Origin of the sequence: Ktedonosporobacter rubrisoli, assembly GCF_004208415.1 — a bacterium.
GTDB lineage: Bacteria > Chloroflexota > Ktedonobacteria > Ktedonobacterales > Ktedonobacteraceae > Ktedonosporobacter > Ktedonosporobacter rubrisoli.
Genome location: NZ_CP035758.1, coordinates 927,278 through 946,225, shown reverse-complemented (window position 1 = coordinate 946,225; position 18,948 = coordinate 927,278). Strand labels below are relative to the sequence as shown.

The following is an 18,948-nucleotide window of genomic DNA, read 5'->3' as shown; positions in this document are numbered from 1 at the left end:
TGCCTCTGCTTCCTTTGCCCGCCTTTGTCGCGGGAATATTAGGAATCTTACTCCTATGATAAGCTCTCGTCTTGTTCTGATATTCCTTTCAGTATACAATTTCGAGGTATCGAAAACAACGTTCGAAAACAGGGATCGGTAGCTATGGGGAGTCGTGCAATGAAAGTCAGTTTTCGAAAGGGAGGCCGACATATATAAAAGCATGTCTACATTTTGACTACACGACTGTGTAACTATAATTTAAATCCTGTGCCTAATTGAGGAATTTATAATGAGAGTTTTCGTTACCGGCGCGAGCGGCTTTGTCGGCTCGGCTGTCGTACTTGAGCTTTTGGCGGCAGGGCACCAGGTCCTTGGCCTGGCCCGTTCAGATGCTGCTGCGGCAAACGTAGCCTCTGCCGGCGCGCAGGTCCACCGAGGTTCGCTTGACGATCTTGACAGTCTGCGCAGCGGGGCAGCAGTAGCAGACGGTGTGATCCATACCGCCTACATGCACGATTTTGCCGATTATATGGAAGCGGCGCGAATAGATAAGCGTGCCATTGAGACGATTGGAGAGATACTTGCCGGGTCTGGTCGCCCATTCGTCGTGACCTCGGGAACCGGAGGTTTGCGGCAAGGTCGTGTAGGGACGGAGGAGGACGAGAGCGATCCCAATTCGGCGACTCGTCTTCTCTCGGAAGTAGCGGCGCTCTCGCTGGCCTCGCGCGGGGTACGTGCCTCGCTTTTGCGCCTTCCATCGTCGGTTCACGGGGCGGGCGACCACGGTTTTGTCCCCTGGCTCATCAATATTGCACGGGCGAAGGGCGTCTCTGCCTATCCAGGCGATGGGGCAAATCGCTGGCCTGCCGTGCATCGTCTTGATGCGGCTCATCTGTTTCGGCTGGCCCTGGAAAACGCCGAGGCTGGCTCACGCCTGCATGCGGTAGCTGAAGAAGGGATACCGGTGCGTGAGATCGCAAGTGTCATTGGTCGGCGCCTGGGCGTTCCAGTTGTCTCTCTGCCTGTTGAGCAAGCCGGCGACCACTTCGGCTTCCTTGGACGCTTCGTCTCAAGAGACATCCCGGCTTCAAGTGCGCTGACCCGAAAACGCCTGAAATGGTATCCCGTACAGCCCGGCCTTCTAGCGGATCTCGACAAGGATTACTACTTTGCGCACGAGGCATAATCTGCGTAGAATCGACATTTTTACATAGGGTCCTGTCATCAGGTTGAGTTTGATACGGCGAGCAATGAATTTGAGGCTGCTCAGGCTATCAAGCTTGCATCTCGCCTCGACGCTTACGAGGAAGCGTGTGCCCTGCAGCCCAGGGCTTTTAGCGTCTTATGTGTGAGGGTCAACCTGGTACCAGATCAGGCCTACACGTCATGGTTGCCCAGTGGACATGATGCATAGAGCATTAACTAATAACGATAAAAAGAAATGATAGCGACAAAAGGAGGATTTTATGTCTGAGAAGAACGAATTGCATGAGCAGGATCGCCAGACTCCCGCTGACTTGGATCGTCAGGTTATAGAAGAGTTTCGGGCCAGCGGGGGCCACGTTGGCGGCCGATTGGCCGGCGCTCCCCTACTCCTGCTGACGACGACGGGAGCAAAAAGTGGCGAGCCTCGTACTACTCCATTGGCGTATTTGTCCGAGGGCGGTCACATCTACGTATTCGCCGGCAATCGGGGCGCACCAACTAATCCTGCCTGGTACCACAATCTGGTCGCCCATCCCGATGTAACCGTTGAGCTGGGTTCTGAGAAGTTTGAGGCCAGGGCCATCGTCCTCGAAAGCGCGGAGGGGGAGCGCCTCGGGAAAATCCAGGTGCAGAAGATACCTGCTCTCGCTGATCTTATGACAAAGATCACACGCAAAGTTCCTACCGTTCTGCTAGAACGCAAAAAATAAAGAGCGCTGCAAGAGAGAAAGTAATAGCCCTTCCACTCTGTATAGCCAGCATGTGGAAGGGTCTATGTTATACTAGCATATAGTGTATTTCTCCATGTTTTCTGCAAGAGATAGAATGCGAGGCTTTAGATGGCCTTAAGAACCAGCAGGCCAGGCAATTGTAGCATACTTTGTGGACGGCGCTCGGTCGCCCAGGGCCGGAGTATGCCCTTTTTCAGGATGCATGTTGAGGTAAGGCAAGTTCCTCAAAGGTAGCAAGCGACTACCCTTTATGCAGCGGGCCGTGGGCGAGTAGAAGAACAGCTGCCCATGGCTTTTCCCTTCCTAATTATAATCATGTCCACGCGCGTTACTAAGATTGGCTGTACGGCAGTCTGGAACATCCTCGCTCAAGGCCTTTTGTCATGTTTTTTGGCGAAAGGAGAATTATATGATCATTACAGGCTATCCATTTTGCGGCGAGCCTGATTTGCCGCGCGTCCTGGCCCTTATTCAGCGCATGCCGCTTGCTTGTCGGCATGCGCTTGACTTTCCCTGGCGACTCAGTTCGCCGGCTATTCAAGAGGGACGTGATGCCGCCTTCTGGGAAGATGAGAATGGACGGGTTGTAGGCTTTGCCGCCTGGCAGATCTATTGGGCCGCGCTCGACTTCTATATCTTGCCTGGTCCAACTGCCAAGCAAGTTGAGGCTAAGCTCTTTAGCTGGGCTGAGGCGCGCTTTCGCGAGCTTGATAATGAGCGGGGCAGGCCACTGCCCTACTGGGTGGAGTGCCGTGACGACGACTATGAGCGCCTTCAATTGGTAAAGGCCCAGGGCTTTATGCTTGAAGATGACGATAGCTACGTTCTCTTTCAACATGCACTTGACAAGCTTGCCCCAATCCCTATGCTAGCGGAAGGCTTTACGCTCCGCCCTCTGCTGGGCGAGCAAGAGGTTGCTGCCTACGCCGAACTGCATCGTTTGGCTTTCGAGAGCGCTTCGATGAACTCTGCCTGGCGCGCCCGCTCGTTGCGTACTCCACAATATCGCGCCGAGCTGGATCTAGTGATTAGTGGCCCTGATGGATCGCCGGTCGCTTTCTGTGTGGGCTGGTTTAATCCCGAGCGTCAGGTAGCGCAGATCGAGCCGATTGGCGTGCATCATGATTTCCGCCGGCGCGGCTTTGCGCGTACGCTACTGTTGGAAATCTTGCATCGTGTCAAGTCACTTGGAGCTGTGAGCGCATTTATTGAGCCCTTTGCTGACAACGTGCCTATCCACGCTACCTGTGAAGCCGTAGATTTTCGACGGATACATACTATTCGTCGCCTGGGAAAATGGCTAACTCAGCCTGTATAAGCTTATTGGGACCTATAGAGAGGAAGTAGTTGGCTACTTCCTCGCAAAGGCTCCGTGTCAAAATCCTTGACTATTTTTTCTCCGAGCCGATCACCGCTGTAGTTATTCCAAGGACGATGTAGATACTCCCTGTAATATATCGTTGCAGGCGTCGTAGTTTTACGTTTGTGCGAAGAAGCTTTCCTACCGTCGAGCCGAGGAGAGCATAGACGCTATCAGTACAGCAGGCCAGGAGAACAAAGATTCCGCCAAACAGGAAGATCTGTTCAATAGGAGCTCCACGGGTTGGATCGACAAACTGTGGTAGAAAAGCATAGAAAAAGAGAGCTGTTTTCGGATTCAACAAATTTACTAAAAAGCCTTGCGTAAAGAGCTGTGAAGTGCTCCTGGGAATGTGGACCTGCGTCGGACTGTCCTTTTTTGCGGTAAGCAGTGTACGCAGGCCGAGATAGATGAGATAAGCTGCTCCCAAATATTTTACTATGCTAAAAGCAAGAGCGGATGTGAGTAGCAGCGCTGACAAGCCAAATGCGGCTGCAGCTGTATGGACGAGGCCCGCTAGCTCTACTCCCAGCACAGTCGTGAAACCTGCTCGCCTTCCCTGCTCAGCACTTCTGGTAATGACATACAAAACTGCTGGGCCAGGAGCAACGAGCAAGCCGAAAGCGGCAAGCAGGAAGAGAGACAATGTAGAAAAAGTTGGCATGATAATCTCCCAGTATTTCGGATATAGACTTTGTGTTCCTTCTCAAGGTTAACAGAGAAGCGACCGGGAATGCAAGGATCTTCAGAAGCTGATCCAATTTCTTGACGTAACTATGCCCGCTTGTATGACTTTGCGCTCAAAATGGCCTTTCCCCTTGCAGAATGAAGCTAAATATGATATATAAGTTTGTATACAAATTTGAATATGGAGGTTCAACAAAATATGTCAGAGTATGTTGTAAGCCCTGAAAATAGCAGGGCCGAAATTGAGGCCGTGATAGCTGCTTTCCTTGGCGAGCTTGAGCGCGCTGTGGCTCAGCGCAAAGATGCGTCCGAGCTCATGACTGCTATTCAAGCCAAGCGCGAAGAGCTTGCCTTAGCCTATCAGGATCGCGCCGTTGATGAGTATGCGCGCTATAATCTGCAGCTGACGTCTGTAGTCCTCGCCGCCTATCAGGTCTTAGGAGATGTATGGCCGCACGCAGAGCTCATTGCCCTGCTGCGTCATGCCCTGATTGACACAACGCGCGCTTATGTTCAGCAGATGACCGCAAGCTCATTAGATCAGGCTGCCGACCCTTTCAAGACGATGGTGGCAGCGAGCAAGGCCAGAGAAGCCCACTTCTTTGGGGCTGGCTTTCATTTTGAACGCGAGCGCGACGACGATCAAGCCTATCTGCTAAATGTAAGAAGCTGTTTCTATCACAACTTCTTCGTGGATCACGAAGCGCCTGAACTGACGCCACTCTTTTGCGATTACGATGCTAACTGGATTGAGGCCATTGATCCCGCGCGCCATGGCCTGCGTTTTGAGCGCCCAACAACGATAGGTTATGGCGGGAAATTCTGCCCGTTCCATTTTTATCGTACTGAGCGCGGCAATCGGCAGTGAGACAGCCAGTTCCAGCAGCATCTCAGCCTGTCCGTCGAGAAATCAGGTGGAGGAGGAAAATTTCACGGCGGAAAGTTTTTAGAAAGTGCTTTTCGTGTACAGAGTGCTGAAAGAATTTTCAGTGCACGCTTCTATTTCTTGGGTGGTGGATCGAAGAACGCGCGCAAGTCTCCATGCCAGACCCGAAATGCTTCGGGAATGCGCTGCTTATGCCCAGGGTCGAGCTCTTCAGGCAAGGCATGTTCAGGAAACCAGTTTATTTCTAGCACCTCATTAGCGTGTGAGGCCGGCTTGCTCTCTTTTTCGGCTAACGGACGACACAGGAACAGAAAATGATAGAGGTGATGGCGTGCGCCTGAGCCGCTGAGGCGCGAATCATGGACGCCAACAAAAGCTACAGGCTCACTGGCTATGCCTGTCTCTTCCAAAACTTCACGCACGGCACCTTCAGCTGGCGTCTCTCCTACTTCTAAACCACCACCAGGCATGGCCCAGAGGCCATTATCTTCGCGCCGGATCAAGAGAATCTTGCCAGCATCGTCGATAACTGCCCCATCTCCCACCGCAAAGGGCGAGGGAAAATTGAAGAGGCTCGTGCGCAGTGGCTCGATTTCCTCAAGCGACTGACCACCGGCGATTGCCTGCAATTCAAGCGCCACGTCCTGTATTTTGCGGTAGTTATCGCGATCATATATATTAGCCGCAAAGTGTAGACCACGGGCCGAACAATCGCGTAAAATCTCGCCTAGTAGCGCGAGCCGTTGGGCAAGTGTCGTCTCCGTGGCCGCATTTTTGGCCTGCTCTTCTTCATTACTCAAAATTGCCTCTGTCTCCTTGATTTAATAGTTTAGCTATCAGGTTAAAGTAGCAACATTTGCTAGGACGCGGATCTTCTTCTCTGCCTCTGGCTGCGGAGTGTAGACTACCATCCGTAAATCGGAGTAGTCCATAAGCCGTAAAGAGGTGGAAGTAATCTTTTCCTATCCTGGTAGTGTTTATCACTCCGATAAGCCGCGTACCGGTTCCAGTATCAAACCCCTAGCATGATTTTATCACACAAAATGCAGCGATTGAGGTGTTCAACAAAACGAATAAAAATGACTAAAGATGTAGTAGCATATTATGGGAGAAAATATGTAATGAAACGTGCTGCAGCATAAATCGCCGTTTTGTTTTGGGTCTGCCCCACTATGTGTGATATGGCCAGAGCCGGGACATGAGTCAAAAGGGGATAGCGTGGTCACTCCAGGCTCCATACAAAACCGCAAGATTTTCCTAGATGATCTGTGCCAGACCGGGTATCCTAAACGAAACCTATAAAACATGCAAAGGGCTCTGCAGCTTTTACATCAAGTGAAATAGATCCTTCGATCAATTTCGGCATCTCTGCAGTGTAATTCCTTGCGTGCCGCACATCCCAATTCGACAAGATCACCTTGCCTCTTGAGGGTGGGCCTGCTCACCTTCAAGGAGCAGGCAGAAATAGGAAGGAAAATACCAGGTATGTGGATAGAGAAACTTAACGAGCTCATTCTGCTTCCTCGGGAGCAACAATTTGCAGCGCTGCAACAATTGCGTGCAGCGAACAAAGAAGCTGAGTATGAGGCATGGAATACCGCCTTTGGGGCTGCTAGCCTCTATGATGCCTGGACACAGCTCCCGTTTATGCAAAGGCTCTACCGGCACAATCGAGCAATCATTCAGAGGATACTTCAAGAACGCTCAAACTGGCATATTGTAGAAATTGGGGGTGGGAATGGCGCTTTATGGCAAAATTTTTTCCATACGCAGCAAGCTGGCAAATTGACTCTTATTGACCCGCATGCTGAAGTTCATAGAACAGTGGCCGCCCGCTTACCTGAACAGGTCACGCTCCAATCTGTTGTTGATAGAGTCGAACAGGTGGAGATACCAGAAGCTGATGTGATTGTGTGTAGCTTGACGTTGCATCATGTCGCCGGATTGGATGCCGGGCAGCGCAGGACTTTTGGCTTCTCAGGAGATGGGAAGAAAGAAATTTTGCAGCGGTGTGTTCAGTCAGTTCGGAAACGTCAGGGGATAGGCATCATCAATGAGGCTGATTGCTACAACGAGATTGATCTTGCCCCGGAAGATCCAGTCCTCGTCGATCACTTTCTAGATGTCTACGTTCGTCGTGCTGGACGCGCTATTGCCTATGCTTTAGAACAACCAGGCCTTGATGAAGCGCAGAAACCGTATTGGGAAAGCATCTTGCGCCATTGGTGTCTTGATCAAGTAGATTATGCCCTCCTTTCAAGGGCACAACGAGATGTCTATGAATTAGATGTCTCTCACTGGCTTGGCCTGCTTGAAACTGTGGGAGCATACACAGTTTTGCATCAGTATACTGACGAGTGGAATTTATTCCAGCAATATGTTTTTGGGTAACAGACCGGCGGGTTCCTCTGTAAGACTGTAAGCTCGGTGCCCCTATCGGCTCGTTGGAATGCAAAATTATCCGAAGCCGGTGGTAAAGATCCTGGATATTGGGTCTTCAGCTGGATTAACGAATTTTCAAGCTGGCTCATTTGGATTTGCCTTGTGCGGCAAGTACCTCCAGCCGCTGATGTAGGGCAGCGAAGCAGCGACAGTTGGGATTATCACATAGGAGCGCAGCTGGATTGGCAAGGATCAGCTGTTCAGCCGCTGCAAGCACTTCCTGAATAGGGATGAGTCGAGCCCGGCACGGGCCAATCATAACTTCCCGTGTTGCCGGGCGTAACGCTGGCTCGATGCTATCAAACCTGTGGCTATCGCCAGGAATGTTAGGAAGCTCCATCCAGATCTGATCGGCCATTTTGGCGTACCGGTAGAAGCGAGATCGGCCCAGGTGCTGCTCAGAAAGGTGAATAGCGGTATTGACTGTGTGCGAGACGCCAAGCAAGAGGACACTGCCATGTTGCTCTGCTAATGCCTCAAGCGGCCCAAGGGGCCAATCAAGCCGCTGGGCATCAATTAAGTGCTGGGCATATGGACCAAGCGCTAAGTAAGACATGAGCGGATGATGGCTACGAAGATGTGGAAAGAAGCGCCGTATGGTTTCAGGAATGTTGCCCAGCTCTTTGTCTATCGGCAACTGCTTTGAGAAGGGCACCGCTCTGCTCACAGCTTCGTCAAACTCTGGCCATGTCGAAGCCGCTATCACGGCGTTCCAGGGGCGCAAGAGCCCTGGTGGTGCGGGGATGCCTGTCATCTTCCCACTTGCGGCTGGCAAAAGAAGCGTTGCCCCTGTGGAGAGAAGCGCCTGGCAAACTGCACGTGCGCCTCCCTCAACATGACCAAATGAGCTCAATGAGGAATGAACTATAACTCTCGAAGAGGTGTTTAAGCCCAGTGCTCTTAATCCATGAATAATATCAGATTCAGTTACCATCAGCTTGTGCCTCTCAAGGAGTTTCTTGTAGATAGATCACTGAAGTTATCCATTGTTTGATTTACTTTCACTGAACGTAAAGCGTTCGCCAGCGTAACAATAGAAAGCCTGCTATTCTGGCCCTAGTAGTTTGGCGGGCTTGAGCTTGTTTCTTTGGTCTTCGACAATGCTATTATTGTTAGCGAAGCCATAACAGATGTGCATCAAGCCCTGGCTTTAATCATTCATGGCTGTCATGGGGCCGAAGCAGCCAGTAGCGCCCATGCTCGCGAAGCATAAAGTGCTCATCGACCAGATAGCGGCGCAGGCTAGAGACATCATCGTAGACATCTTTGAGCAGCGTATTGACCTCGGCTTCGCTATAGATTCGCCCCCACTCAAACTTATGGATCAGCTCTTCAAGAATGATGCGGCGTTTTGAATGCTGGTTCGGAATGCTTAGCAGGCGGCCTTCTTGAAAGAAGATTTCTACTATCCGCTGCCGGGTCTCCTGTTTTGTCTGTAGGCCCAGGTGATCATCGGCAAAAAACGTTTCGCGAATCTTGTGAATGTTTGCCGTGTCTAACGTATAGAAACGAAACGCGTTCTTGCGTCGTTCTTCTCGTACCAGCCCCCCATTTTTCAGGATTTGCAGATGATGAGAGATTGTCTGCGCGGTTACGCCTAACTGTTCGGCGATCTCCTGGCCGTAAAGAGGGCGCTCCTCTTCTGCTAGCAGGCCCAGGATGAGTACGCGCATAGGATCGGAGAGAGCAAGGCCAAAGACGCGTAATTGAGCCAGCTGTGGCGTAAGAAACCGTGGATCTTGCTCGGTTTGGATATTCATTGCGGAAACATCTTGTGGCTTCCAGCGCCGTGCCTCTTCAGGCGAGGCCTCTGAGGGTGATGTGTTTTCCAAGGCTCGGAATCCTTTCCAATAATATGCCAATCAAATGATCGTTTGATTGTATGATAGTAGGGTTTTGGAGCTTTGTCAAGAGCAAAAGTGGCTTTGCAAGCTTTAGGCTTAAAGAATTAAAATTGAATCAATAGAAATAATGATAGTAATATATTATGTGAGGAGTAAGAAGCTAAAGATGAGCTAAGCTGAAAGGAAGCGGCAATGGAAACGAAACCTTCGCGAGATGCTCTGATGGAAGAAGGAACAAAGCTGTATGGCCTGAGACAGTATAACGAGGCCCTTGCTCTATTTGAGCAGGCCGCCCGGCTTGATCCGGAAAGTGCGGATGCCTGGTGCGCAATGGGAAATACGCTACAGGAACTAAGGCGATTTGAGGAGGCTGTATCTGCCTACGAGCAACTTCTACGGCTAGATCCTGAGAATCCCTATTCATGGAGTTGTAAAGCCGGGGCTTTGCGGATGACAGGAGCTTATCAAGAAGCGCTGGCCTGTTATGAACGGGCCGATTACTTTATCCGTAACCGCCAGCAAGTCTTTGTCTTTCCCTGGGTAATTTACGCCAATCAAGGAAGATTGCTTGAGAGGCTGCAGCGTTATGAAGAGGCTCTCGCCGCCTATGAGCGGGTGACCATCCTTGAGCCGACCTTGCCGGACGGCTGGAAGCTCAAGGGCCGTGTGTTGGAGCGCCTGGGGCGCGAGGCCGAAGCGCAAAGTTGTTTTGAGCGGGCTCACCAGCCTGGCTCATAGCCGAATTGCGCGAGGACAAGCACAAGGCTTCTTATAGCCATATACAGAGACCCACGACTCTTTTAATCGTGGGTCCCGCTGCTAAGCCAGCTTAGGTATCGCTGTCCGCTGCGCGCAGCGAGGGCGCATTGGGTGGGCGATGTTCCTCATAATGGTCAATCGCATCGAGCCGCAGCCAGAGATGGATGCGCTCGTTGTCGAGGGCCATTTCTGGCAGATTGGAGAGGAAGCGTTCAAAGGCTTCGAGATCCATAGTGAATTTGGCCTCGACATCTTCGCGCGACCACTGTTTATACTGTGCCACCGCATTGGCGTTGAAGGCGTCTATATCGTCGGTTCTGGGCACTTCAAGCCCGCCAAGCAAGCGGTAAGTTCTTTGCGTTGAGCGTTCCCACCAGGAGAAAATATGCACCAGCACATCCTGTACGCGCTCAAAGCCTTGTTCGCGAGCATAGTTATCTTGCTCCTCCGGGGATAGCTGCGCTAAGTGCGGTAGATACTGCCTCCATCCCATCTCAATAGCTGTTAAAAGGTCCTGGCGACTGTAGCGCCGATCTTCTTGAGACATCTTTCCCTCCTTACTTTTCGTTATGCTATGATAGCCACAATATAGGTATAAAGTGCATATATGTTTTTATAGGCCTGAGTTCCGATTCTATGACATATTTTATAGATGCGACAAGCTGTACCATTGAGAGGGAAAGGATTATAAAGAGTGCTGCCCCTGGCCGCGCTGGCTGAACGCATAATTTACCCGGCACTGCATGCGTCGGATAAGAGATAGCTACGGAAGAGCGCGCTAGCGGGCACAGAGCTGTTCAAGCTTTCTATTCGTCTCCTCGCTGGTCGGCAGATAGACTACCATTTTCAGTCCTGGAGTGCCTTCGATCTGGAAAGTGCTATGTTCAAGCACGAGTGTACCTACCTGCGGATGCCGCAATTCCTTCTGGCCATCCTGTCGCCCCTGGACCTCATGGCGCGGCCACCAACTGGCGAATTCGGGGCTGCGCTGCTGGAGCTCGGCGATCAAGGCTGTTAATTGCTCATCCTCGCTGTACAGGCTACTGCTCGCGCGGAGCTGAGCCAGCAGCTTTTGCGCTATCCCTTTCCAATCGACAACGCGTTGCCGATATTGTTCATTAGTGAAAACCAGGCGCATGATATTGCGCTCCTGCCCTGGTAATACAGCGAAATCAGCAATAACCAGGCTGGCGGCGCGATTCCAGGCCAGTACATCCCAGCGCCTACCAGTAATATAGGCCGGGCAATTCCCCAGACGCTCAAGCATTTGCTGCAAAAAGGGGCTCACGTGCTCCTGAGCTGGGGTGGGCTGTAGCGGAGGAGCCTGCCCGGCTAGCAGGTATAGATGCGCTTTTTCTGCTGGCGTGAGGCGAAGAGTGTGGGCCAGGCAGTCGAGCACCTGAGCCGAGACATGGATATCTCGTCCCTGTTCCAGCCAGGTATACCAGGTTACACCAACGCCGGCAAGCTGGGCAACTTCTTCGCGGCGTAGTCCTGCAGTCTTGCGCCGGATGGTATGTGGCAAGCCTACCTCGGCCGGCGAAAGCCGGGCTCTGCGCGTGCGTAAGAAGCTCGCCAGCTCGGCTCGCTGCACGTTCTCTAGCATTTGTGTTCATCCCCTTTCCCGGGTGTTACCAATACCAGTATTAGCAAGCTCTGGTTGCTTTTCAATACCTGTGGCATAGTAACGCCAGAACTAGTTCTGGCTTTTAGCATGCATGAAGGCCAGCTACTATGTCAAGCTTGTGGTCCTGCTGTAGCCTGGCTAGATGGTTCGCCTGTACATCTTGTGCGGCAGGCTCTCTTGTCACAGGCTTGCTGAGTGCTTAGAGAAAGGAATTTATTGTATGAAAGCTGCCATCCTCAAGACCATTGGTAAGCCTTTAGGGCTTGAAGATATTCCTGAACCGCTGCCGGGAGCAGGAGAAGCACTTGTGCGCATGCTGGCCGCTCCCGTCCTGGCCTATGCTCACGAGGTCTTTACTGGCGAAAGAAATTATCCCTTGTTGCTGCCTCTTGTCCCTGGCGTCGGTGGGATTGGCCTTGTGGAGAAAACCGGACCGGATGCAACCCGCCTGCAGGCGGGCCAACTTGTGTTTTGTGATCCTACTGTGCGTTCGCGTGACGATAGCCTTTCGCCCGATATTATGTTGCAAGGCTGGATCGCTCCGACCGAGGGAGCGCAGAAGCTGCAGGCTCATTTTAGAAATGGGGCATTTGCTGAGAAAATGCTTGTGCCTCTTGAGAATGCCGTCACTCTTGAACAGCTCCGCTCGATTGATCCAGCAAAGCTCGCCTGGATGAATACACTACTCGTTCCTTATGGCGGGCTCTTAGCCGCAAACTTTCAGGCTGGTCAGGTGATTCTGGTAAATGGGGCGACCGGCCATTTTGGTAGTGCCGGTGTGGCAGTTGCTCTAGCCATGGGGGCGGCGCGAGTTGTTGCGCTGGGACGCAATGAACAGGCTCTCAAGGACCTGGTAAACCATTTCGGCGAGCGCGTGCGCCCGGTCCAGCTTTCCGGGGACGAGGTGCTTGATAACAGGTATATCCAGGAAGCCGCAGGCGGTCCCATTGATTGTATGCTCGATCTCTTAGGGCCGATCAAGGACTCGACTCCCACCCGTCGTGCCATTCTGGCCTTGCGTCCAGGCGGAACAGCCATTTTGATGGGTGGCGTAGAGGCAGAGGTAGATATTCCTTACAAATATCTCATGCGCAATAGTATTGTCGTGCGTGGCCAGTATACGTGTCCCAGGCATGCGCCTGTCTTGATGGCAGGCTTGTTGCGTGGGGGCCTGCTCGACCTTGAGCCGTTCACAGTTCACACCTTCCCGCTTGCCCAGGTGAATCAGGCCGTGCAGTATGCCCACGAGCATGGCGGTCCGTTTCAGCTTACTGTGCTCGTTCCGTGATTATGCCTGGGCCTGCGCAAGAATAGCGAAAAGATCTCAGAGAGTGTCCTAACCACAAGAATCAGTAGCGGAAAGGAGATAAGCGCGAAAGCATAAGCCGAACCGAGGCGAGCTGAAGAAAGGCTTCTGAACTGGTGGTGAGCCCTTCGTAGTCGCGAGCTAAGCGGCGGAAACGGGTGAACCAGGCCAAGCTGCGTTCGACGACCCATCGTTTCCTTTGCACCTGAAAACCCGTCTTGGGCCGGGGCAGCAGAACCGGTTGGCCGTCCACGAGGATCCAGTGCTGATGGGACCTATTGTGAGCCTGTGGCACCAGTTCTGTGGTCCAGTGCAATCGCTGCGCAATCCAGTCGAGCAATGGTCCTGTATAGCCCTTATCCGCAAAGAGGTGGCACAGACGCGGGAAAGAGCGCGGCAACTGGCTGAGCAAGAGCCTGGCCCCACGCGATCCACGATGTTGGCGGCATGCACTTTGACAGCCAGAAGGAAACCCTGCGTATCCACGAGCACGTGGCGTTTACGCCCATAGATTTTTTTTCCCCGCGTCGAAGCCCTTGTCGCTTCCTGGCACGGGAGCCGTTTTGATCGACTGGCTATCGATGATCGCAGCGCTGGGTTCCGGGTCCCGCCCCATCTGGGTGCGTACCTGTCGGCGCAGGTGGGCCATGATGGGCTCCCAAATCCCCGCCTGCGTCCAGATGCGGAAGTAGTGATGGGCCGTTTTGCCATTGGGCAGGTCGTGCGGCATCTGTCGCCATGAGCAGCCTGTGCGCAACACATAGAGGATAGCATTGACGATTTCTCGTCGCTCGTGAAGGGCCGTTGTGGCCTGGGCAGAGACTGCTGGGATGAACGGCTTGATCAGCTCCCATTGCGCATCGGTCAGATCCGACGGGTAACGTTTTCGCTTGATTGGCTCACACATCTTGGTTCGTTCCTTTCGAGTTGTGCTTTCGGCTGAACTCTCCTTTCTCTGAACTATCGGCTCATTGTTCTAGCTAGGACACACTCTCAGAAATTTGCGCGCAACGTCTTGAGCCAGGATCAGGTGAAGGGCTCATCTAGCTCTTCACCTTTCGTTGTTTCGTGAAAGAGTCTGACCAGGGTAAGATGACGCGAGGCGTTTAGCCGTAATAGGCCGGCGCCTTTTTGAGCGTTTGCCAGTGCTGACCATCGTGGCCAAAGACGACAAGGGCCACATGCTCGTGTTCGACCAGATCCAGCAGCTTACGCGTGCTCGCACGTAACTGCTCTTCGTTCTCATCCATAGGCCACGCGGCTCGGTCAGGTGTAAAGGCTGACTGCATCATAACTGCATCGACGGCCAGCAAGACAGCTCCCGTTTCCGGTAAATGCACAAGCACCGATTGATGCCCGGTCGTATGTCCGCTGGTCTCAAGCAGCTTCAGGCCCGGCAAGAGTTCGGTATCGCCATCGATTAGCCGGTAGCGCAGAGCTGGATGATCCCAGTGCTGGCGTGCCGCTGCAAAGCGCGGATGCCCGCTCTTCGCCAGCTCGTAATGTGCGCGTTGCACAATAAACTCTGCCTGCGGGAAGGCATCATGATATCCGGCGTGGTCTACATCAAAGTGCGTGCAGATGAGCATATCTATGTCAGCAGGACGCAGGCCAAGCTCGCTGAGATGCTCAAGCACATTTTTCTCATTCTCGCTTGGCGGAGCTCCTGCTGGCAATTGTACGGCGGTGGGCATACCGCTATCGATAAGGATGTGCTTTCCAGCGCTAGTTTCGATGAGATAACAGCCGGATACCATCTCCAGCTTGCGCTTAGGGGTAGGTACGGTTGCGGTTGAGAGCTGCATAAGGTAGAGCTTTTGTGGAGTAGCTGTATGCATTGTTGTTAAGTCGTCCTTTCCTATGCTGAACTGCATCATAACTACCGGGAGACCATGCCAGACTGAAGTATAGGCGATTGGCTAGACCAGAACTGTAAAGATGATTACAGACAAATGGCAGGTTTTATGCTATGCTGCTAACAGCAAATGAGAGAGCTGGAAGATTTACGCTGTCAAGGGCTGAGCCTGGATTGCCAGGCGCTACTAACCGGGGCGGATTGTTTGCTGAAACTATTTATAGATCATGAGTGGGATATGGCGTTGAAGTAGTAGAAAATTTAGTAAGTATCGAACTCTTTGTGGCTAGTCGCAAAGGATCTTAACTCTACTCTAACTGAAAATCAGCAAGATCCGAATCTTCGGCAAAGGCCGATATCTCTTCGGTAAAGGCCGGCAATTGAATGCTTTTCTCCAGGTGCCGGAGGTCGTTATAGCGCTCAAGTAACCATTGGTGTGGTGGCATTTTGAACCAGTGAGTAATAGACGTATGGCCGGGATCGATGAGGCCACGTTCCCAGTTAGCGGCGCTCAGGCCAAAGAAAAGGGTAAAAGATGCCTCGATAATTCCACCGTGGCAGACGAGCACAATGTTTTTGCCTTCATGCTCCCTGGCGATACGGCTGAGCGCGGAGCAGGCGCGTAAGGAAAATTCCAGCCAATTTTCGCAGCCCGCCACGTAGCGAAAAAATGCCCTCTGCTCATAGGAAAGCTTCTCTATTTGCTCAAATTTGGCAAGAAACTCTTCTCGGCTAAGAGAACCATCTTCGTTGCGCCACTCCTCTATATCTTCATCGAAGATAAGCGGGGCCTTGAGCGCCGGAGCGATGATCTCGGCAGTTTGACGTGCTCTGCGCATGGTACTGGCGATAAGAATATCGGCGTGAATTTCGGCATGCGCCTCCAGATGCTCCCGCAGCTGCTCGGCCTGTCTGATGCCCAGCGCTGACAATCCCAGATCTGCCAGCCTGCCGTTGTCCTCTGCAAGGTAATCTCCATGTCGTATTAAGAAAAGATGGGTCATGCTATTTCTGCTCCTTCTGCCGCCTGAATGTCTGTATACTCCATTGTAGCAAAAATATGAGCCAAAGGTAAGCGATATGCATGCCTTATGCCCGGGCTTTTCAATTTGCCATCTTCGTCTTGTGTGGAGAGGTGGGAGAGTATGAGCCTGAGCCGGTATTTTGCTCGGGCTCGCGCTCTCCTCGGGACAACAAGGCCTGGCACTCTGCTGCCTTCTTCGGACAGAAAAAGCCTGTACATTTCTGAAGATTGCGCGCCTGGATTATTGAGGCGCGCTTTTACATGTAAAGTGTAGAGGTCTTATGCGCGGCGCCGCGCGTCAAGGAAAAGGAGCCATTCGCGAATCGCTCGCACGCGAATAATGTTATGAAGCACAAATGGGTCCTGCTTGAAGAGACTGTGAACTTGTTCCTCAGTATCAGCTTCAATGATGACGAGCAAATCACTGTAGTTGGCGAAGGGTCCTCCGAGTATCACCATTCCGTCCGCAAAGAGCTTATCCAAAAAGGCGGCATGCTCGGTCCAGTAGGGCTGTTCGCGGGAAGTTTTCCCTGCTATCCAGGCCGGACCTGGCACAAAAAAGGTTGCGAAGGTCTTTTTCATAGCTTTTCCTTCAGTCAGTAAATTGCAAATACGCCTTGTTGGCCGCATACTAACGATTAGCTATTAAGCATGGACTAATGAGCGGGCCGTTGGCGTGAGCTTCAGGATCTCGGGGGCCGCTTTGAGGCGTTGCAAGGTTGGCTCCCAGAGCTGGTGCCACTGCTGAGATTCGGCCAGGCGGGCTCTGTGCTCAGCATAAGCCACCTGGTCCCGAAAGCTTGAGAACCAGATAAATACCTGCTCGCCCTCGCGCACAGGTAGGGCTGGATAGTTGTTCTCGCGCTCCTCGGTTACGAAATAGGCAAGAAGCGAGGCGCCGCTGCGCTTGAGTTCTGGGGCAAGGGTGCCCTCGAAAAAGTCGAGAAACTCGTTAGATGGCGCCGAGGCGAAGGGCAGGATGGTAGCTATGATCAGTCCCGGTGGCTCTGTCCGGCTACCTTGCGGAGCTCGCTTGCTATGATCAAGCCAGAAGCCTGATGTGGGTCGAGCCGGGCGCAGCAAAAGTACGTTGTCGGAATCGATCATGGTGGCATTAGCAGCGTTGCGATGTTCGCGCCATACTGGACCTCCGTAGAAGCTCTGTAACGCTGTTTGGCGCTGCTCCATGTTGGGAAAGCCACGTAGCCAGACAAAGCGGTCAGGCTTCTCTAAATCTCTGAATTGCCCGATCGGTATCGCTCCTACTGCTTCCTGGGATTCGATAAATTCGCGCTCAAAGAGCTCAATCAATACATCCCGTTGTCCTGAATGTAGAGTATATTGCCTAAGCTCAACAATAGGACTGTATTGCTGCAAAGCCGGCTCTGCACTTGATTTTTTCTGATCCTCGGTGTGTGACATAACAAAGACTCGCTTCCCTATTCAAGATATATTTCTGACGACATGTAGTCTTCACAGCTAAGTGGAATCAACCAGGCTCAGGAGATTTAATACCTTACGGCTATATGCTTCCTGCTAAAGCCATCTATTGTTTGCCCGAGTGTGCGCACCTCTTGTACAATACTATAGCCAGAGACCGGCTTTTCTAAAAGAGCCACTTCTTGTAAAATGCAAGTGCCATACAAAGGAGCATCTATGCCTGGAGGAAAGTTTGCCCTTGACCTTAACCTGCCCATTACCCTTGAGCGCACCGCCCAGAAACCGCTCCATCAGCAGCTACGCGAGCAATTGCGACAGGCCATTCTTGACGGGCGCCTGGCGGCGGGAACCTTGCTTCCTTCGACGCGCGGCCTGGCTCGGGCGCTCGGCGTTTCTCGTACAGTGACCAGCTCAGCCTACGATGAGCTCTTTGCTGAAGGATATCTAGAGGGACGTCATGGCTCGGGAACCTATGTGGGCAAAAATCTTCCTCCCCTTCCACCTCCTCCTCGCCAGTTTCCTGAGGCTATCCCGCGCTGGCTGAGCAAAGCGGCGCCCTCAATGCAGGATGATGCATCAATTCCGGCGCAGGCCATCGCCTTTCGCCTGGGTGTGCCTTCGCTTTCGTCCCTTCCGCTGCGCATCTGGCACGAGGTCTGGAGAAGCGTAGCAAACCAGCTACCGCCCAATAGCTATGGCCCTGAGAATGGAGATCCTGAACTGCGGACCGCGCTCGCTAACTATCTGGGAAGATCGCGTGGGCTGGCTTGCAGCGCAGAGGACATTATCATTACCGCAGGCGCGACGCACGCGCTGGATCTCATTGTGCGTGCGACGCTCTCGGCCGGTGATTATGTTGGCTTTGAGGAGCCGGGCTATCCTTCGGCACGTCAGATTGTCCTGGCCAGGCAAGGGCGTATCCTGCCTATTCCTGTTGATGATGACGGTATGCAAGTGGGATGCTTGCCGCAGGGTCCTGCTGCGCCGCTGCTGGTTTATACTACTCCATCGCATCAATATCCCCTGGGGACGCGGCTCTCAACTGGTCGACGCCTCTCGTTGCTAAATTGGGCGCAGGCCAGCGATAGCCTGCTTATTGAAGATGATTATGATAGTGAGTTCCGCTTCGATACCTCTCCGCTCCCTGCCCTGGCCAGCCTTGATGAGATGGGACGCGTGGCCTATATCGGGACGTTCTCAAAAGTTCTGACTCCTGCCCTGCGCCTTGGCTATCTTGTGGCACCTCCCCTCTTGCGTGAACGAATCGAAGTGCTCAAGCAACTGACCGATGAACAGGTCTCGTGGCCCTTGCAAAGAATGCTTGCTAGCTTTATCTGCCAGGGACATCTGGACCGCCATATCCGCCGTATGCGCTATCAATACGCGGAGAAACGCCAGTGCGTAGCGCAAACCCTGGCTCCCATCGCTCACCTGGCGCGCTTGCGTGGCCTGGAAGCCGGGCTGCACGTCTATCTAGAGTTGGAGGCTGGCATCAATGCTGCCCTTGTCGCCCAACTGGCGCGCAAGCACAATGTAATCGTGACACTTCTTGATGCCTATTATCTTGGTACGCCTGATCGCTCAGGCTTGCTTTTAGGCTATGGCTGCCTGGAAATTCCCGAGATTATCCGGGGTGTTACGATCTTGAGGGAGATCATCACGCAAGTTGCGGCCCGCTCTCAGCAGATTTGAGCAAGATTTTACGCTATCAAGCCTTGCAAAAATCTTTCGAGGCAGGGTATCTGGATGCTTGCTCTTATTAAAGAGCAAGGCCGGGAATTGATGAGAACTGTTTAGGA

General features: G+C 52.7%; 18 protein-coding genes and 1 pseudogene. 8 read left to right on the top strand and 11 right to left on the bottom strand.

Annotated elements, in window-relative coordinates; translation table 11 throughout:
* Window positions 1–271 precede the first annotated feature (271 nt).
* The 3 genes from EPA93_RS04255 (at window position 272) to EPA93_RS04245 (ending at window position 3,237) form a co-directional block, all read left to right on the top strand.
* On the top strand, window positions 272–1,168 hold the full coding sequence (locus EPA93_RS04255; RefSeq protein WP_129885847.1) for an SDR family oxidoreductase: 897 nt from the start codon (window positions 272–274) through the stop codon (window positions 1,166–1,168).
* A gap of 280 nt (window positions 1,169–1,448) precedes the next feature.
* Window positions 1,449–1,898: a nitroreductase family deazaflavin-dependent oxidoreductase gene (locus EPA93_RS04250; RefSeq protein ID WP_129885846.1), complete on the top strand. Its 450-nt coding sequence runs from the start codon at window positions 1,449–1,451 to the stop codon at window positions 1,896–1,898.
* Between the two features lie 430 nt (window positions 1,899–2,328).
* Window positions 2,329–3,237, top strand: coding sequence for a GNAT family N-acetyltransferase (locus tag EPA93_RS04245; RefSeq protein WP_242527316.1), 909 nt, complete (start codon window positions 2,329–2,331; stop codon window positions 3,235–3,237).
* Between the two features lie 70 nt (window positions 3,238–3,307).
* Here the strand turns inward: EPA93_RS04245 and EPA93_RS04240 are convergent, their stop codons facing one another.
* On the bottom strand, window positions 3,308–3,943 hold the full coding sequence (locus EPA93_RS04240) for a LysE family translocator (protein ID WP_129885845.1): 636 nt from the start codon (window positions 3,941–3,943) through the stop codon (window positions 3,308–3,310).
* 222 nt (window positions 3,944–4,165) lie between these two features.
* Between EPA93_RS04240 and EPA93_RS04235 the strand changes: the two genes are divergently transcribed.
* Window positions 4,166–4,834: an L-2-amino-thiazoline-4-carboxylic acid hydrolase gene (locus EPA93_RS04235; RefSeq protein ID WP_165422865.1), complete on the top strand. Its 669-nt coding sequence runs from the start codon at window positions 4,166–4,168 to the stop codon at window positions 4,832–4,834.
* Between the two features lie 131 nt (window positions 4,835–4,965).
* Here the strand turns inward: EPA93_RS04235 and EPA93_RS04230 are convergent, their stop codons facing one another.
* Complete coding sequence (locus EPA93_RS04230) at window positions 4,966–5,652, bottom strand: NUDIX hydrolase N-terminal domain-containing protein (protein ID WP_129885843.1); 687 nt, start codon at window positions 5,650–5,652, stop codon at window positions 4,966–4,968.
* Window positions 5,653–6,337: 685 nt separating this feature from the next.
* Between EPA93_RS04230 and EPA93_RS04225 the strand changes: the two genes are divergently transcribed.
* Entirely contained in the window at window positions 6,338–7,243 is a 906-nt protein-coding gene (locus tag EPA93_RS04225) for a class I SAM-dependent methyltransferase (protein WP_129885842.1), read from the top strand.
* A gap of 136 nt (window positions 7,244–7,379) precedes the next feature.
* Here EPA93_RS04225 and EPA93_RS04220 read toward each other — a convergent pair whose 3' ends face one another.
* A complete protein-coding gene (locus tag EPA93_RS04220; RefSeq protein WP_129885841.1) occupies window positions 7,380–8,228 on the bottom strand; it encodes an AAC(3) family N-acetyltransferase in 849 nt (282 codons plus the stop codon).
* A 220-nt stretch (window positions 8,229–8,448) separates the two neighbouring features.
* A complete protein-coding gene (locus EPA93_RS04215) occupies window positions 8,449–9,126 on the bottom strand; it encodes a DUF2087 domain-containing protein (RefSeq protein WP_129885840.1) in 678 nt (225 codons plus the stop codon).
* A 204-nt stretch (window positions 9,127–9,330) separates the two neighbouring features.
* On the opposite strand from EPA93_RS04215, the gene EPA93_RS04210 reads away from it, so the two are divergent.
* Window positions 9,331–9,876: a tetratricopeptide repeat protein gene (locus EPA93_RS04210; protein WP_129885839.1), complete on the top strand. Its 546-nt coding sequence runs from the start codon at window positions 9,331–9,333 to the stop codon at window positions 9,874–9,876.
* 91 nt (window positions 9,877–9,967) lie between these two features.
* Here the strand turns inward: EPA93_RS04210 and EPA93_RS04205 are convergent, their stop codons facing one another.
* On the bottom strand, window positions 9,968–10,444 hold the full coding sequence (locus EPA93_RS04205) for a ClbS/DfsB family four-helix bundle protein (protein ID WP_129885838.1): 477 nt from the start codon (window positions 10,442–10,444) through the stop codon (window positions 9,968–9,970).
* A 231-nt stretch (window positions 10,445–10,675) separates the two neighbouring features.
* Window positions 10,676–11,503: a helix-turn-helix transcriptional regulator gene (locus tag EPA93_RS04200; protein ID WP_129885837.1), complete on the bottom strand. Its 828-nt coding sequence runs from the start codon at window positions 11,501–11,503 to the stop codon at window positions 10,676–10,678.
* A 241-nt stretch (window positions 11,504–11,744) separates the two neighbouring features.
* On the opposite strand from EPA93_RS04200, the gene EPA93_RS04195 reads away from it, so the two are divergent.
* Window positions 11,745–12,812, top strand: a complete 1,068-nt coding sequence (locus EPA93_RS04195; protein ID WP_129885836.1) for a zinc-binding dehydrogenase — start codon at window positions 11,745–11,747, stop codon at window positions 12,810–12,812.
* Window positions 12,813–12,873: 61 nt separating this feature from the next.
* Here EPA93_RS04195 and EPA93_RS04190 read toward each other — a convergent pair.
* The 5 genes and pseudogenes from EPA93_RS04190 to EPA93_RS04170 all read right to left on the bottom strand — a co-directional run bounded on the left by EPA93_RS04190 (window position 12,874) and on the right by EPA93_RS04170 (window position 17,131).
* Window positions 12,874–13,737, bottom strand: a pseudogene (locus EPA93_RS04190) (IS5 family transposase).
* A gap of 199 nt (window positions 13,738–13,936) precedes the next feature.
* Window positions 13,937–14,668 carry an N-acyl homoserine lactonase family protein gene (locus EPA93_RS04185; protein ID WP_129885835.1) on the bottom strand — a complete coding sequence of 244 codons (732 nt, stop codon included), beginning with the start codon at window positions 14,666–14,668 and terminating at the stop codon, window positions 13,937–13,939.
* Between the two features lie 325 nt (window positions 14,669–14,993).
* Window positions 14,994–15,689 (bottom strand): histidine phosphatase family protein, encoded by a 696-nt coding sequence (locus EPA93_RS04180; protein WP_129885834.1) that lies wholly within the window; start codon window positions 15,687–15,689, stop codon window positions 14,994–14,996.
* Between the two features lie 299 nt (window positions 15,690–15,988).
* Window positions 15,989–16,291 carry a YciI family protein gene (locus EPA93_RS04175; RefSeq protein ID WP_165422864.1) on the bottom strand — a complete coding sequence of 101 codons (303 nt, stop codon included), beginning with the start codon at window positions 16,289–16,291 and terminating at the stop codon, window positions 15,989–15,991.
* A gap of 63 nt (window positions 16,292–16,354) precedes the next feature.
* Entirely contained in the window at window positions 16,355–17,131 is a 777-nt protein-coding gene (locus tag EPA93_RS04170) for an NIPSNAP family protein (RefSeq protein ID WP_129885832.1), read from the bottom strand.
* 234 nt (window positions 17,132–17,365) lie between these two features.
* On the opposite strand from EPA93_RS04170, the gene pdxR reads away from it, so the two are divergent.
* Window positions 17,366–18,841 carry a MocR-like pyridoxine biosynthesis transcription factor PdxR gene (pdxR, locus tag EPA93_RS04165; protein WP_207229445.1) on the top strand — a complete coding sequence of 492 codons (1,476 nt, stop codon included), beginning with the start codon at window positions 17,366–17,368 and terminating at the stop codon, window positions 18,839–18,841.
* The last annotated feature ends 107 nt before the right edge of the window (window positions 18,842–18,948 follow it).